This window comes from Acinetobacter sp. CIP 102136 (assembly GCF_000369685.1).
Lineage (GTDB): Bacteria > Pseudomonadota > Gammaproteobacteria > Pseudomonadales > Moraxellaceae > Acinetobacter > Acinetobacter fasciculus.
In genome coordinates this window covers 16247-32226 of sequence record NZ_KB850140.1, presented here as the reverse complement: position 1 = coordinate 32226, position 15980 = coordinate 16247, and the positions used below count along the sequence as shown (strand labels likewise).

Below are 15980 nucleotides of genomic sequence, written 5' to 3'. Positions count from 1 at the left end.
ATGAATTAACTTGAACAAAAAGTTGAAAGGAGTGATTAAAACTTCCAAAAAACCGGAGTATGATGTGCACAATTTATCTTTTGAGTGCTCATTTTATGTCCAGTTGGTTTCCCAAATGGCGCCCGTATGAGGGCAGTATCGATGCACGACCAGTAGGTACCGCAGAGTATTTGCCACCCGCACAAACGGTAGTTTTGGGTGTACAGCATGCCTTTGCCATGTTTGGCGCAACCGTACTGGCACCTTTTTTAATGGGCTTTGATCCAAACCTGGCAATTTTAATGTCAGGGATCTGTACCATCCTGTTCTTTTTAATCACCGGTGGCCGGGTTCCAAGTTATCTAGGTTCAAGCTTTGCCTTTATTGGCGTGGTCATCGCAGCAACTGGTTATGCGGGTGGTGGCGGACTGAATCCGAATATTGGCGTTGCAGCAGGCGGGATTATCGCATGTGGCATCTTCTATGCGCTGATGGGCTTTCTGGTCATGGCGACGGGCACCCGCTGGATCGAAAAGCTGATGCCACCGGTAGTGACCGGTGCCGTGGTGATGATCATTGGCCTGAACCTTGCTCCAGTCACGGTTAAAAGCGTCATGGGCAACACCTTTAATATGTGGATGTCTCTCGTTACCGTGATGTGCATGGGCTCGATTGCCGTCTTTACCAAAGGCCTGCTGCAACGCCTGCTATTATTGGTCGGTCTGTTACTGGCCTATCTGATCTATTTCATGCTCAGCAATGTCATGGGTTATGGCACTGCAATCAACTTCCTTCCCATTCAGCAAGCAGCCTGGTTCGGTTTACCGACCTTCCATGCACCGACCTTTGAAGTCAATGCCATGCTGATCATTGCGCCGATTGCCTTGATTCTGGTGGCTGAAAATCTGGGCCATATTAAAGCCGTAGGTGCGATGACCGGTGAAAACCTGGATCCGCATATTGGTAAAGCCTTTGTTGCAGATGGTATTGCCACGACTTTAGCGGGTGGTGTGGGTGCGCCGGGTATGACCACCTATGGTGAAAACATTGGCGTGATGGCCGTAACACGGGTCTACTCGACTATCATCTTTGCCGTCGCGGGTGTCTTTGCTGTGTTCCTGGGTTTATCGCCTAAGTTTGGTGCGGTGATTCATACGATTCCGACAGCGATTCTGACCGGTGCTTCGATTATAGTCTTTGGTTTGATTACTATTGCTGGTGCCAAAATCTGGATTGAGAACAAGGTCGATTTTTCGCAGAACAAGAACCTGATGGTGGCTGCGGTGACAATTATTTTAGGTACGGGTGATTTTGCCCTGACTTTTGGTAGCTTCAATCTGGGTGGTATTGGTACGGCAACGTTTGCAGCCCTGTTCTTAAACTGGTTCTTCAGTCTGGTCGATAAAAAATAAAATTCAGCGATGCCTGGGCACAGCCTGTTGCAAGCAAAAAGACCGAACATATATGTTCGGTCTTTTTTGTAGCCTAAAACAGTCTGTCTAGAATGAACTGTTTTAAGTGACTGGCAATTGATTCGCGTTGGCTTATTTCTGTTTTTTAAGCGCTTGCTTCAGTTGCTTCAATTTGCCTTTATGTTTTGAAATCTTTTTCAAACGTGCTTTGATTTCTTGCTTTAAAGATTTAACTTGCTTAGCCATGGTATTACTCCCTAGTAAGGCTATTCGTTAGGCTTGTGTTGTTTCACAAAACCACGAATAAATTTTCTTAATTCACGAGCAGCACTAGTATCCAGTTCTTCGCAGAGACGAATAAATTCATCACGCTCCGTACTCTGAATACGAATTAAAAGTTGTCCATCTTTCTTGCCTGTCTTTATTTTTTTGATTTGCTCGCTCATTGCTTATCTCTCCAAAATAAAGACTGCTTTGCAAAAGATGTATATACAATATATATACTTTTTAAATTAAATCAAACTTACATTGTAAAAATATTTAATAAAATCAATTTCTTTTTTTTACTACAATTTCTATAAAACCGTGCAAAGCCCGTCCAGGCAAGGCTTTAGGCACTTGGCTGAATGGGCTTTTTATGGATAAATTATTTTTGCAAAAAGGCGATGTTGTGCTTAAAAATCGCCATGGCTACAGCAAGATCTCCTGCATAGCTTGAAGATCGTCCGGCGTAGTTGAACTGAAATGAGCCCGTTTAAGGACGAAACTCTTTCAGTTCACGTTGAATAAAGTATTGGAACATTTCACGGTATAGATGTTCAATAAACTCCTGATCGAGGCCCTGCTTTTGCGCCAATGCCCTAACATTTTCTACAATCTGTTCCATACGTTCTGGTGACTGCAAATCGGTTTCAGTTTTTTTGAAACGGGTGGTTTGATCAACATAAAATTGACGCGCAGCGATCAGCTCAACTAAAGCTGTATCAATGGCATCGATCTGTTGACGTGCATGTTCTAGTGATTCAGCTTTGATCTTTTCCATGTTTTTTCAGTTCACTTTCAGTTTGATTATTACTCTTATACTTTTCTTCTAACACATTACTGAAAATACTTTCAATCATCCAGACCCGATATAAGCTATTAAATGTATAACTTTGATCATCTATGCGCAGTTCCAGTACCGGAAAATTCGGCTGCGACTTCATTTCACACAGCATATCATTGTCCTGCAGCTTGGCCAGAATATCGTCCTGGGTCAGATCTACAATATTTAACTGTTGCTGCAAATGCTTGAAATGGGGTGCATAAGACAGGTCTTCACCACGGGTCCAGACGGCCTGCAAGATCTGGTACATCGCCTCAATCCGCTGCTCCTCGGGACAGCTATAAAATAACTGTGCCATTGGCGCGATCGCCTGCTCGGTCGGTCGGCAGAACGGGGTAAATTCTACGTCAGTCCGTTTGGATAAACGTGTGGCCAGACTCCAGTCAAACTCATCCCGGCCACGATAGGACAAGGGATAAACATTCAGCTGGATATTATAATAATCCGCCAGTTCTTCCTTGATGTAAGCTAGGAGCAGCCAGGAAATCGGATCTTCCAGCGCGAGATACAAGTCCAGTTCCGGATCCATCGACTGGATCTCGTTCAGCTCTTCAGCATCACTGATCAGATGCTCACGCCATTCAATGTGATCGATCATAAAAATCGGATTACCGGTCAGCAGTTTTTGCTGCTCCAGACGCCGGGTCAGACGCAACAGGTCATCGACTGCCTGATACTGGCGACCGCCTAAATTAAAATAGCTGGCCAGAATCGGGGTCTGATCAAAAATACGTTCGGGAAAGTCCTGTGGCTGATGATGACGACTGGCCATGGCATAAAGGGTTCGTAATTTTCCGGTCTGTTTTTGCCAGAGCATATGGAAAACATCTTCCAGCAAATACAGGAAATCTTGTCCACGCAGAGGTGTATGCCGCAAAATCAGTTCAGCCTGTTTTAAGGCCTCAGCGCTCGGTAATTCCGGCGTATCATGAAAACTGAAACGATGCTGTTTTGACAGAATCTTGGCATCATTTAGGGTGTAGTGCTGCCATTCATCAAAAGACATCTGATTTGGGGGGGCTGCATGCGAACTGGAAATAATTACTTTCAGCGGCTTGAGCTGCGGACTTAAAATTTCTTCGAGCTGGGGCAGCTGCTGTACCGCCAGATAGCTGTACACATCATCCAGTCTTAAATGGATACTCAGCCCATCTTGAATAGATAACACCGTTTGACGGATTGGTTTCTGGTAAAACCAACTCGATCGGATTGGATCAAACCAACGGCGTAACAGGGACATGAGTTCGGCCTCGACAAAGATGACGGTGTGCAGTTCAAAAAATTGAATCTGTACAGAATAATCTATTTTTAAGATCGCAGAGCCAAAGCCCTGCATGGTGTAAAAACTTATATCAAGTCTTGACATACTCCCGCCACTTTCGACTAGCTCAAGTGGGGGATTCTAAAAGCAAAAGCTCTTAGGTGACTTCCTCACGGATTTCACTTGCTTTCTGCTTCACAGGGCGATCTTTACCGCATCTTCCCTCGACAGACAAAACGGTATGTCCCACCGCTAAAATGTTACGAGAAGCGTTAATATCTGCATTCTCGCTAAAACCACAACTAACACACTCAAACTTAGCCTGAGTAGGTCTATTTTCTTTTGCAACATGACCGCATGAACTACAAGTCTGACTTGTATATCTAGGGTCAATCTTAACGAGTAAACCACCTCGCCATTGTTGCTTATACTCCAACATATTGACAAGCATTGACCAACCTTGATCTAGGATTGATTTGTTTAAGCCTGATTTAGCTTTAACATTCTTTCCTTTTTCTTCGATTGAGCCTTTGGCTGACTTCGACATATTGGCTACTTTTAAGTCCTCAACTACGATCATTGCGTGGTTTTTGCTGAGAGTTGTCGTGACTTTGTGCAAGTAGTCATGCCGAATATTGGCAATATGATGATGTAATTTATTGATCCTTAAATTAAGTTTTTTCCAATTTTGACTAAATTCGGTTTTCTTTCTCAACTTGCGTTGAAGCCTAGCCAACTTTACTTGATTGGCTTTAAAACTATTGATTGGGTCGAATACTTGACCACTAGACGTTGTAATTAACTTTTTAACACCTAAATCAATGCCAACGGCTGATTCTGATGGATGAATTGGTTGTTCGATTTCACGGTTAGTAAAAAATGAAACATACCAAAGCCCACAAATTTTCTTAATTGTAATACTTGTGATTTTACCAACAATTTCTTGTGATTTTTTAAATCTTATCCAACCTGTTTTTTTAGGCAAAGAAACTCGATCACCAATAACCTCACAATCTGCAAATGGAAGTCTAAAAGATTGCTCACCATCTAATTTCTTCTTGAATCTTGGCATGAGTGGTCTAAGCTCAATCTCACCACCATCAGCCAATTTAAAAAAATTGGGTTTACGTGGTTTCCGCTTGTTTTGCTTTAAACGAGCTTGTTCTTTTTTGTTGTAAAACTTACCCCATGCTTGAGCAAGATCACGTATTTTTTGCTGTAAGCAAGCTGAATATGTTTGACCAAGAAAAGAAAATTCAGGTGTTTTTTTAAGGGGTACTAATTTTTTTTCAATGCTTTCGTAACGAATATATTCATCTTTAGCAAACATTTCAAATGATTTAGCGAGAATTTGATTCCACACAAAACGAGCAGAACCTATTGCTTGATTAAGCAATATTTCCTGTTCTTGGTTAGGCAGAAGCCTAAACTTGTAGTGTTGTAAAATCTTCATTAAATCATTGTTTATAAAAGAATTGTAGTGTTTGAATTATAGCAAAAATAAGCAATAAAACCAAGAAAACATTATCTTTAATATGGCTATCGCCACTCGCTTGTATCCCCCACCTGACTGTCGGTGAGGGTCTTACGCCCGATTAAGATAAACAAATGTTCAATGTTTAACAATGGATTAGAGGTCAAGATTCAAGTCAGTGACCGCCCCGGTTTCTGCACCTGAGGTCAGTTTGGCGAATTTGGCCAGTGCTCCATGGGTATAGTTCGGTTTTGGTTTGATCCAGGCTGCTTGACGTGCTGCAATCTCCGGCTCATCCACATGCCAGGTCATTTCCCGGGTTTCCGCATTAATTGAAATCTGGTCGCCATTTTGTACCAGACCAATCGGGCCGCCATCATAAGCTTCGGGGGTGACATGACCAATCACAAAACCGTGACTGCCACCCGAGAAGCGTCCATCGGTAATCAGGGCAACTGAAGCGCCTAAGCCCTTCCCGATAATCGCAGAGGTCGGTTTCAGCATTTCTGGCATTCCCGGGCCACCTTTGGGACCAACGCCACGAATCACCACCACTTCACCCGGCTGGACTTCGCCATCCAGAATACCGCGCATGGCACCCTGCTCACCTTCAAACACGCGAGCCGGGCCAGCAAAATGCAGTCCTTCCTTACCGGTAATTTTGGCGACCGCGCCCTTCGGTGACAGATTGCCTTTTAGAATCACCAGATGTGAGTCTTTTTTCACTGGCGCATCAAAAGGCAGAATAATCTGCTGGCCTTCCGGATAGTCCTGCACATCGGCCAGATTTTCTGCCAGCGTCTTACCTGTGACCGTCAGACATGAGCCATCCAGCATGCCGGCATCCAGCATGCGCTTCATCAGTGGTTGAATTCCACCAATCGCAATCAGTTCTGACATCAGATATTTACCTGATGGACGCACGTCGGCCACCACCGGAATATCTTTACCAATCCGCACGAAATCATCCAGACTCAATTCCACTCCTGCTGTATGTGCCATGGCTAAAAGATGCAGTACACCATTGGTCGAACCACCCAGCGCAATCAAGACTTTAATCGAGTTTTCAAAGGCGGCTTTGGTCATGATGTCGCGCGGCTTAATATCCAGTCGCAACAGGTTCATCACCGCTTCACCGGCCCGGGCACAGTCAATTTGCTTGTCTTCCGATACCGCTTCCTGTGCCGAAGAGCCCGGCAGGCTCATGCCTAAAGCTTCAATCGCAGAGGCCATCGAGTTGGCCGTGTACATACCGCCACACGAACCCGGACCTGGCAAGGAAACCTCTTCAATATGCTTGACCTGAATCGCGTTGATTTCACCTTTGGCATATTGACCCACCGCTTCAAACACTGAAATCATGTCGGTATGACCTTCACCCGGTTTGATGGTTCCGCCATAAATAAACAGCCCCGGACGGTTGAGGCGCGCCAATCCCATGATGCAGCCGGGCATATTTTTGTCACAGCCACCAATGGCAATCACACCATCATAAGCCTGACAGCCGACCACGGTTTCAATCGAATCTGCGATCACTTCCCGTGACAGCAGGGAATATTTCATGCCGTCGGTGCCATTGGAAATGCCATCTGAAATGGTAATGGTATTAAAGATAATGCCCTTGCCACCCGCCGCACTCACGCCCTGCTCTACGGTTCTGGCCAGACCATCAATATGCATATTACAAGGCGTGACATTGGCCCAGGTCGAAGCGATGCCAATAAATGGCCGTTCAAAATCGGCATCTTTAAAACCGGTAGCACGCATCATGGAACGCGCCGGTGCATTTTCAATACCTTCATAAACAGGGGCAGAATGCTCGCGGATATTATCTTTACTCATTATTCTCTTCCTGGGCGATGACCGATTTTAAGTGTCGGTCTTGGACAATTTATTTTAAGGCCATTGTTTGACATACTCCCACCACTTTCACTTTATTCAAGTGGGGGATTCTAAAAGCATCAGCTCTTAGGTGACTTCCTCACGGATTTCGCTTGCTTTCTGCTTCATCGGGCAACCTTTACCGCATCCACCTTCCACAGACAAAACGGTGTGTCCCACCGCCAAAATATTACGAGAAGCGTTAATATCCGCATTCTCGCTAAAGCCACACGCAACACATTCAAAATGTGCCTGAGTAAGCCTATTTTCTTTTGCAACATGACCGCAGGAGCTACACGTTTGACTTGTGTATTTCGGGTCAATCTTAACGAGTAAACCACCTCGCCATTGTTGTTTGTACTCCAACATATCAACAAGCATTGACCAACCTTGATCTAGGATTGCCTTGTTTAAGCCCGACTTGGCTTTGACATTCTTTCCTTTTTTCTCGATTGTGCCACTTGCTGACTTCGACATATTGGCTACTTTTAAGTCCTCAACTACGATCATTGCGTGGTTTTTGCTGAGAGTTGTCGTGACTTTATGTAGGTAGTCATGCCGAATATTGGCAATATGATAATGTAGCTTGTTAATTGTGGTGTTCAACTTTTTCCAATTTTCACTAAACTTCACTTTTTTGCTCAACTTACGTTGAAGTTTAGCTAATTTAATTTGGTTGGTTTTAAAACTGTTCTTTGGGTTAAATACCTCACCCTCAGATGTTGTGACTAATTTCTTGACACCTAAATCAACACCAACTGCGGTTTTGGATGGATGTACTGGATTTTCCAATAACTCTTTTTCACTGCCAAATGAAATATACCAATGACCTGATCTCTTACTGATTGTCACATTCTTAATTGTGCCTAGAATATCTTGTGATTTTCTAAATTTCACAAATCCTATGCCATTTGGCAGCTTAACTCGATTACCCTCAATTCGACAATATTTATCAAATTGCACCAATCTAATTGAATCGTAACCATCTGATTTTTTCTTAAATCTAGGCATCAGTGGGCGTAACTGGATTTCAGAACCATCAGTGAGTTTGAGGAATTTGGGCTTGCGTGGTTTACGCTTATTTTCTTTTAATCTTGCATGTTCTTTTGCATTGAAAAACCTTGTCCAAGCCGAAGCCAGATCACGAATTTTTTGCTGTAGGGAAACAGCATTAGAATGATTTGCTAAAAAAGCATATTCAGGATTCTTTTTAAGACTGGTGATTTTATTCACCAAATTGGTTGCATTGATAAATTCATTCTTTGCAAACATTTCAAATGACACAACTAAAATTTGATTCCAAACAAAACGCGCAGAACCAACAAGATTGTTTAAAATAACCTCTTGCTCTTCATTAGGCTCAAGCCTAAATTTATACGCCTTGTTGATTTTCATTTTTTTTAAAACTTATTTAAATACAATGTTATATTTCTTTTATTTTAACATAAAAACGAATTAAAGCTAAATTAAAAAACTTACGAAATTCACCTCCACCCTGACTGTCGGGTGGAGTCCTCTTTCATTTTAAGATAGTTTCTTGTATAAAAAAAGCACCCCATCTGGAGTGCTATTTAAATCTGTAAAATTACAAATTAGATATCACGTACCGCACCTTTCGACGCACTAGTAGTATGCATCGCATACGCTTTCAGTGCTTTAGACACTTTACGCGGACGCTGTTCAGCAGGCTGCCAGCCTTTGGCTTCTTGTGCTTCACGGCGCGCTGCCATGGTTGCATCATCCACTGCCAGGTGAATGGTACGGTTTGGAATATCAATTTCGATACGGTCGCCATCTTCCACCAGACCAATTGCACCGCCTTCAGCCGCTTCAGGCGACACGTGACCAATCGACAGACCAGACGAACCACCCGAGAAACGGCCATCCGTTAAAAGTGCGCAGTCTTTACCCAAACCTTTCGATTTTAAGTAACTGGTTGGATACAGCATTTCCTGCATACCCGGGCCACCACGTGGACCTTCATAGCGAATCACGACGACATCACCCGCAGTGATTTTGCCGCCAAGAATGGCTTCAACTGCAGCATCCTGACTTTCAAACACACGTGCAGTCCCGTTGAATTTCAGGATTGAATCATCCACACCCGCAGTTTTTACGATACAGCCTTCTAGCGCGATGTTGCCGTAAAGTACCGCTAGACCACCATCTTGTGAGAAGGCATTGGCTGCATTACGGATCACGCCATTGTCACGGTCACCATCTAAGCGCGCATAGTAACGGTCTTGCGAGAATGCGGTCTGGGTCGGAACACCGCCCGGTGCCGATTTGAAGAATTGATACACCTCTTCATCTTCGGTACGGATGATGTCCCATTTATCCAAGGCATCTTTTAAAGTTTTTTCATGGACCGTTGGAACAGAAGTATCCAGTAAGCCTGCACGATCCAGTTCGCCCAGAATCGACATGATGCCACCGGCACGGTGTACATCTTCCATATGGACATCCTGTTTCGCCGGCGCAACTTTACATAGTACCGGCACATTACGTGACAAACGGTCGATATCGGTCATAGTAAAGTCGACTTCAGCTTCGTGTGCTGCTGCCAACAAATGCAGAACCGTATTGGTTGAACCACCCATGGAAATGTCTAAAGTCATTGCATTTTCAAATGCCGCTTTGGTTGCGATTGAACGTGGCAAGATGCTGTAATCTTCCTGTTCATAATGACGTTTCGCCAATTCAACAATCAGTTGACCAGCTTTTTCAAATAATTTTTTACGGTTGGCATGGGTTGCCAGTGTTGAACCATTGCCCGGAAGCGATAAACCAAGTGCTTCAGTCAAACAGTTCATCGAGTTTGCGGTAAACATGCCTGAACATGAACCACAAGTTGGACAAGCAGAACGTTCGTATTCTGCGACTTCTTCATCAGTGAAGCTGTCATCTGCTGCAGCAATCATGGCATCGACTAGGTCAATGGCTTTTTCATTGCCACGGATTTTGACCTTGCCCGCTTCCATTGGACCGCCAGAGACAAATACTACTGGAATGTTCAGACGCATCGCGGCCATTAACATGCCTGGGGTGATCTTGTCACAGTTCGAGATACATACCATCGCATCGGCACAATGGGCATTGACCATGTACTCGACCGAGTCTGCAATCAGGTCACGCGAAGGCAATGAATACAACATGCCATCATGACCCATCGCGATGCCGTCATCGACCGCAATAGTATTGAATTCTTTGGCCACGCCGCCTGACGCTTCAATTTGACGTGCCACCAGCTGACCCAGGTCTTTAAGATGCACATGACCCGGTACAAACTGGGTGAACGAGTTCACCACCGCAATAATCGGCTTACCGAAATCTTCATCTTTCATGCCGGTGGCACGCCATAAACCGCGTGCGCCAGCCATATTTCTTCCGTGTGTCGATGTTTTTGAACGATAGTCAGGCATTTTATATTTCCAACAAAGTTTGAGCTTGAAATGAACCGGACAGATCCACTCTGGCTAAATCATACTGACAATGAGCTTAGATCAGTTGTATTTTAGACCTATCATACTACAAGTCCTTGTTTTACAAGATGACCTTTTGGTTGTAGATACAGGCAAAAATATCTATAGAGAGATTATGATGATCTGGCGATAAAAATTTCTTGATGAAATCTACTATACCGCCATCATCGTCAGGACAATACAAAACTTTCATGAATAATTTTTACAATTTGCATGAGTTTTTTTTATATAAAAAATCCACCGAAATTCAAGCACTCAGCACGCTTATTGGATAAGTTTTTGCAACGATTAGGCTGAAATTTGGCTTTTGGCTTATAATAGCTTTTAAGTTTATTTGGAATTTCATGTGTGAAGATCATATTTGCAGGCACACCAGAATTTGCAGCGACTGCATTGGCTGCGCTACTCAAAACCGAGCATGAAATTGTGGCGGTCTATACCCAGCCTGACCGCAAAGCCGGACGCGGGCAAAAACTCACGGCATCTGCAGTCAAGCAGTTGGCGCTAGAACACAATATTCCGGTCTATCAGCCTTTGCACTTCAAGTCATCGACTGAAGAAGGTCTGGCAGCACAAGCAGAACTCAAAGCCTTAAATGCAGATGTGATGGTGGTGGCGGCCTATGGCCTGATCCTGCCACAAGTGGTTCTGGATACACCCAAATATGGCTGTCTGAATATTCATGGTTCATTACTTCCGCGCTGGCGCGGTGCAGCACCGATTCAACGTGCCATTGCCACCGGCGATACCGAGACCGGTGTAACCATCATGAAAATGGCGGCCGGGCTGGATACCGGTGACATGCTGTATAAAACCATCTGTCCAATCACCGCTGAAGATACTTCTGCCAGCCTGCATGACAAACTGGCATCACAAGGCGCAGAAGCGACAGTAAAGGTTTTAGCATCGGAACAGACCTTACAGCACTATTTCGCGCAGCGTGAAGTACAAGATGAAGCCTTGACCGTCTATGCGCATAAGCTGTCGAAAGCGGAAGCACAAATCGACTGGAGCCAGCCTGCGGCAGAGATTGACCGGAATATTCGTGCCTTTAATCCCTGGCCGGTGGCCTTTACCCCGCTGGATGACAGCAACAATTTACGCATCTGGAATTCATCACTTTCTACGCAAAACGTAAGCAATGCCCTGCCTGGCGAAGTGATTGCTCTGGATAAAGACGGCGTACATGTGATGTGTGGTGATCAGAACGCCATTTGCATCACCAATCTGCAATGGCCAGGTGGCAAAGCCCTGAATGCTGTTCAAATTAATCAAACTCAAAAACTATCGGTAGGATATAAATTCGCATGAGCCAAATTCAATCATCAGCTAAAAACTTGAATTTGCGCGCGCAAGTTGTAAAAACCCTATTGGCTGTACAAAATGGCCAATCACTTGCTTCTGTACTCAATCAACATATCAATATCGTATCTGAACGTGACCGTGGCCTATATCACGAGTTAACTTTAGGCTGTTTACGTCAGTGGCACGGCCTGAAAGCCATCACCCTGCCGTTATTAACCAAACCTCTCGATAATCAGGCTTTAGAAAGCTGCTTATATTTGGGTTTGTACCAGATTCTATGTACCCGTATTCCGGCACATGCTGCGATTTCAGAAACCGTGACTGCAGCCAAACAGCTGGGTTTTGAACCTTTAAGTGGTCTGGTGAATGCCGTTCTGCGTCGTGTTTCACGTGAAACAGAAGAATTTGACCTGGCCTTAAATCAGGCGCATGGGCTGCCAAGCTGGCTCTACAAGCGTTTAAAGAAAGACTGGCCTGAACAGCTTACCGAACTGTCACATGACTTGAAACAGATTGCACCGCTCACCTTGCGTGTCAATGTCAATCAGGTCAGCCGTGATGAATATCTGGAAATTCTGGAAGAAGAAGGCTATGAAGCACGTGCCTGCACCCTGTCTGAAGTTGGGATTGTGCTGGAACAGAATGTTCATATTCCAAACCTGCCGGGCTATGAAGCCGGCGGTTTCTCGGTTCAGGATGAACATGCCCAGCTTTGCGCGACCTTAGTTCCTGACCTTGAAGGTAAAATCGTGGTAGATGCCTGTGCCGCTCCAGGAGGTAAGACTGCGCATATCCTGGAAAAATATAGCCCGAAAAAACTGTATGCCATTGATCAGGATGCCAAACGTTTAGTTCGCGTGGCAGAAAATCTGGAACGTTTACTATTAACTGAATATGCCGATGTTGAAATTATTGCGGCTGATGCGATCACCTGGACCGCTCCGGAGCCGGTGGATTGTATCGTACTGGATGCACCATGTTCTGCAATTGGTGTGATTCGTCGTCATCCGGATATCCGTTTACTGCGTCATTCCACAGATATTCCGCAAACGGTACAGCTGCAAAAGCAGATTCTGGAAAATATGTGGCAGCAACTGAAAGTCGGTGGTACTTTGCTGTACATCACCTGTTCAATTCTGAAAGCCGAAAACGAACAGCAGATGGTCGAATTCTTTGCTCAACATGCCGATGCCAAAGAAATCAAAATCGAAGTCGATTGGGGCATCGAACAGATTCACGGTCGTCAATTGTTACCGAAAGCGGATCAAGGCGACGGCTTCTTCTATTGCCGTATAGAAAAAATTGCATAAGTCATGCGTTTAAAATGAAAGGCAGCGCAAGCTGCCTTTTTTATGGCTTGTGATTTAGTGAATATGAGGTTTATTGAATAAACTTAAAAATTACCAGACTGCTCGCCAATGCCGCCATGCCGCCATGCCGCTGACCAGCCCATAGACTGTTTCATGACCTTCAGAATAGCGTTTCGCCGTCGGCAATAATTCATCCAGTGCCAGATAAACCATCACACCACCAATCACCCCAAAGATCAGACCATAGACGGTTTCACTCATATAAGGTGCCAGAATAAAATAACCGAGCGCTGCCCCCAATGGTTCTGCCAGTCCGGAAACCAAACTGGCCCAGAGCGCATAATCTTTACGGCCGGTGGCCATATAGACCGACAAGGCAATCGCCACACCTTCTGGTACATTATGAATCGCAATTGCCACCGCCAACGGCGCGCCCAAAGCAGGGCTTTCCAGCGTGGCAAAAAATGTCGCCAGTCCTTCCGGCAGGTTATGTGCGCTAATCGCAAACAGGGTCAGCATGCCGGTACGCAGTAATTGAGGTGAACTGACCCCCTTGGCAGAATGGGTTTCAATCGTGTCATGTGGATTCGGCACAAAGCGATCCAGCAACAACACCAGAACCACACCCAGTAAAAAAGCAAAAGTACCAAAGGCAAAACCGGTTTTTTCATCAAAATCCAGGCTAAAGGACGCGATCGATTTGTTCAAAATTTCGGTTAAAGAGACATAAATCATGGCCCCGGCAGCAAAGGCCAGCAGGCGGAAATTAGGTTTTTTTAAGAATAATACCAGTCCCCCACCCACCACGGTGGCCAGCCCGGCAAATAAAGTCACGGCAAAGGCTGTTTGACATACTCCCCCCACTTTCACGATGTTCAAGTGGGGGATTCTAAAAGCAAAAGCTCCTAGGTGAATTCCTTACGGATTTCACTTGCTTTCTGCTTCGCAAGGTGACCTTTACCGCATCCACCCTCCACAGACAAAACGGTGTGTCCCACCGCCAAAATGTTGCGAGATGCATTAATATCTGCATTCTCGCTAAAACAACAACTGACACACTCAAAGTTTGCTTGAGTAAGCCTATTTTCTTTTGCAACATGACCACATGAACTACAAGTTTGACTTGTATATCTAGGGTCAACTTTAACGAATAAACCACCTCGCCATTGCTGTTTGTACACCAACATATTAACAAGCATTGACCAACCTTGATCCAGGATTGATTTGTTCAAGCCTGATTTAGCTTTAACATTCTTTCCTTTTTCTTCGATTGAGCCTTTGGCTGACTTCGACATATTGGCTACTTTTAAGTCCTCAACTACGATCATTGCGTGGTTTTTGCTGAGCGTTGTGGTGACTTTGTGCAAGTAGTCATGCCGAATATTGGCAATATGATGGTGTAATTTATTGATCCTTAAATTAAGTTTTTTCCAATTTTGACTGAACTTGTTTTTCTTTCTCAGCTTGCGCTGAAGCCTAGCTAACTTTACCTGAGTGGCCTTGAAACTATTGATCGGGTCGAATACTTGACCACTAGACGTTGTAATTAATTTCTTAATACCCAAGTCAATACCAATGGCTGATTCTGATGGGTGTATCGGTGTTTCTATTGTGTTTTCAGCACCAAATGACACATACCATTTTCCGACATGCTTTGAGATTGTGACGTTCTTAATCTCACCCACAATATTTTGTGATTTTCTGAATTTCACAATGCCAATGTCATTAGGTAACTTAACTTGGTTACCTTTAACCCAGCAATATCTATCAAATTGAACAATACGAATGGAATCATAGCCATTAGATTTCTTTTTGAATCGTGGCATAAGTGGTCTAAGTTGGACTTCACGACCATCAGGCAATTTGAAGAATCTTGGTTTTTTGGCTTTAAATGGTTTTTGCTTTAACTTGGCTTGTTCTTTCGGGTCAAAGAACTTCCCCCAGGCATCACCAAGATCACGCACTTTTTGTTGAAGTGAAACGCCATTTGAACTGTTTTCTAGAAAAGCACACTCAGGTTTTTTTCGTAATTCAGGAATTTTATTGACTAAATTAACTTTCTTGATTCGCTCATTATTAGCAAGCATCTCGAACGATACAGCTAAAATTTGATTCCAAACAAAACGTGCAGAGCCAAGCAACTTGTTTAAAACAAGCTCCTGCTCTGCATTAGGCTCAAGCCTAAATTTATACGCTTTGTTGATTTTCATAAATGAGTATGTATGTGTTAATATAATCAAGTGCTATCATTAAATGAACAATCAAACAATGACTGAAATCTATAAAAACCGCTATTCAGCCTTTAACTTACACGTACACTTAGTATTTATTACAAAGTACAGAAAGAAAATCCTAAATGATCTACATCATAAGTATTTTAGTGAGTATGTAGCCGAAATATGCAAAGATTTTGATGCAGAACTAAAAGAATGTAATGGTGAGGCTGACCATGTTCACATGCTTATTCAGTACCCACCAACTGTTCAGCTTAGTAAGTTGGTGAATAATTTAAAATCGGTAACAAGCAGAAGAATGCGGAATGAATTTTTAGATTTACGTGGTAGTTATGCAAAACCTGTTTTATGGTCAAGGTCTTATTTTGCAGGGTCGTGCGGTGGTGCGTCTTTGGATATTATTAAAAATTACATTCAAAACCAACAAGGTTAAAATCTGTGAAATTCACCTCCACCCTGACTGTCGGGTGGAGTCCTCTTTCACTTAAAGATAGACTTGTCCATCTGAAACGGAAATCATGTCAAAGCATCAGCCAT

12 protein-coding genes and 1 pseudogene are annotated in these 15980 nt (G+C 43.9%); 4 read left to right on the top strand and 9 right to left on the bottom strand.

The annotated features are described in order from the left end of the window. The first annotated feature begins 95 nt into the window (after positions 1-95). On the top strand, positions 96-1391 hold the full coding sequence (locus F893_RS00390) for a solute carrier family 23 protein (protein ID WP_034435662.1): 1296 nt from the start codon (positions 96-98) through the stop codon (positions 1389-1391). Between the two features lie 266 nt (positions 1392-1657). Here the strand turns inward: F893_RS00390 and F893_RS00385 are convergent, their stop codons facing one another. The 7 genes from F893_RS00385 to ilvD (F893_RS00355) form a co-directional block, all read right to left on the bottom strand. Then, positions 1658-1837, bottom strand: coding sequence for a hypothetical protein (locus F893_RS00385; RefSeq protein WP_004280844.1), 180 nt, complete (start codon positions 1835-1837; stop codon positions 1658-1660). Between the two features lie 308 nt (positions 1838-2145). Then, on the bottom strand, positions 2146-2433 hold the full coding sequence (locus F893_RS00380) for a chorismate mutase (protein ID WP_004647685.1): 288 nt from the start codon (positions 2431-2433) through the stop codon (positions 2146-2148). After that, positions 2414-3736 (bottom strand): hypothetical protein, encoded by a 1323-nt coding sequence (locus F893_RS00375; protein WP_026055738.1) that lies wholly within the window; start codon positions 3734-3736, stop codon positions 2414-2416. The genes F893_RS00380 and F893_RS00375 overlap by 20 nt, the downstream gene beginning before the upstream one ends. 178 nt (positions 3737-3914) lie before the next feature. After that, positions 3915-5210 carry an RNA-guided endonuclease InsQ/TnpB family protein gene (locus tag F893_RS00370; RefSeq protein ID WP_005249506.1) on the bottom strand — a complete coding sequence of 432 codons (1296 nt, stop codon included), beginning with the start codon at positions 5208-5210 and terminating at the stop codon, positions 3915-3917. A 177-nt stretch (positions 5211-5387) separates the two neighbouring features. Then, positions 5388-7073 carry a dihydroxy-acid dehydratase gene (gene ilvD / locus F893_RS00365; protein ID WP_004647688.1) on the bottom strand — a complete coding sequence of 562 codons (1686 nt, stop codon included), beginning with the start codon at positions 7071-7073 and terminating at the stop codon, positions 5388-5390. A 126-nt stretch (positions 7074-7199) separates the two neighbouring features. Further along, positions 7200-8507 carry an RNA-guided endonuclease InsQ/TnpB family protein gene (locus F893_RS00360; protein WP_004647689.1) on the bottom strand — a complete coding sequence of 436 codons (1308 nt, stop codon included), beginning with the start codon at positions 8505-8507 and terminating at the stop codon, positions 7200-7202. Between the two features lie 197 nt (positions 8508-8704). Next, complete coding sequence (gene ilvD / locus F893_RS00355) at positions 8705-10534, bottom strand: dihydroxy-acid dehydratase (RefSeq protein ID WP_081400828.1); 1830 nt, start codon at positions 10532-10534, stop codon at positions 8705-8707. Positions 10535-10942: 408 nt separating this feature from the next. On the opposite strand from ilvD (F893_RS00355), the gene fmt reads away from it, so the two are divergent. Together fmt and rsmB are read left to right on the top strand one after the other, a co-directional pair. Then, entirely contained in the window at positions 10943-11905 is a 963-nt protein-coding gene (fmt, locus tag F893_RS00350) for a methionyl-tRNA formyltransferase (RefSeq protein ID WP_005249504.1), read from the top strand. Beyond that, on the top strand, positions 11902-13209 hold the full coding sequence (gene rsmB / locus F893_RS00345; protein ID WP_005249503.1) for a 16S rRNA (cytosine(967)-C(5))-methyltransferase RsmB: 1308 nt from the start codon (positions 11902-11904) through the stop codon (positions 13207-13209). The genes fmt and rsmB overlap by 4 nt, the downstream gene beginning before the upstream one ends. Before the next feature lie 70 nt (positions 13210-13279). On the opposite strand, the pseudogene zupT reads toward rsmB, so the two are convergent. After that, positions 13280-14082, bottom strand: a pseudogene (gene zupT / locus F893_RS00340) (zinc transporter ZupT). A gap of 32 nt (positions 14083-14114) precedes the next feature. Next, positions 14115-15419, bottom strand: coding sequence for an RNA-guided endonuclease InsQ/TnpB family protein (locus F893_RS00335; RefSeq protein ID WP_005249501.1), 1305 nt, complete (start codon positions 15417-15419; stop codon positions 14115-14117). A 43-nt stretch (positions 15420-15462) separates the two neighbouring features. On the opposite strand from F893_RS00335, the gene tnpA reads away from it, so the two are divergent. Then, positions 15463-15876: an IS200/IS605 family transposase gene (gene tnpA, locus F893_RS00330; RefSeq protein WP_005249500.1), complete on the top strand. Its 414-nt coding sequence runs from the start codon at positions 15463-15465 to the stop codon at positions 15874-15876. Positions 15877-15980: the final 104 nt, after the last annotated feature.

Bases quoted from the DNA above. Each gene is read 5' to 3' on its own strand.
- F893_RS00380 (WP_004647685.1), bottom strand. From the start codon at position 2,433: ATGGAAAAGATCAAAGCTGAATCACTAGAACATGCACGTCAACAGATC.
- F893_RS00385 (WP_004280844.1), bottom strand. From the start codon at position 1,837: ATGAGCGAGCAAATCAAAAAAATAAAGACAGGCAAGAAAGATGGACAA.
- tnpA (WP_005249500.1), top strand. From the start codon at position 15,463: ATGAACAATCAAACAATGACTGAAATCTATAAAAACCGCTATTCAGCC.
- F893_RS00335 (WP_005249501.1), bottom strand. From the start codon at position 15,419: ATGAAAATCAACAAAGCGTATAAATTTAGGCTTGAGCCTAATGCAGAG.
- rsmB (WP_005249503.1), top strand. From the start codon at position 11,902: ATGAGCCAAATTCAATCATCAGCTAAAAACTTGAATTTGCGCGCGCAA.
- F893_RS00360 (WP_004647689.1), bottom strand. From the start codon at position 8,507: ATGAAAATCAACAAGGCGTATAAATTTAGGCTTGAGCCTAATGAAGAG.
- F893_RS00390 (WP_034435662.1), top strand. From the start codon at position 96: ATGTCCAGTTGGTTTCCCAAATGGCGCCCGTATGAGGGCAGTATCGAT.
- F893_RS00370 (WP_005249506.1), bottom strand. From the start codon at position 5,210: ATGAAGATTTTACAACACTACAAGTTTAGGCTTCTGCCTAACCAAGAA.
- ilvD (WP_004647688.1), bottom strand. From the start codon at position 7,073: ATGAGTAAAGATAATATCCGCGAGCATTCTGCCCCTGTTTATGAAGGT.
- ilvD (WP_081400828.1), bottom strand. From the start codon at position 10,534: ATGCCTGACTATCGTTCAAAAACATCGACACACGGAAGAAATATGGCT.
- F893_RS00375 (WP_026055738.1), bottom strand. From the start codon at position 3,736: ATGTCCCTGTTACGCCGTTGGTTTGATCCAATCCGATCGAGTTGGTTT.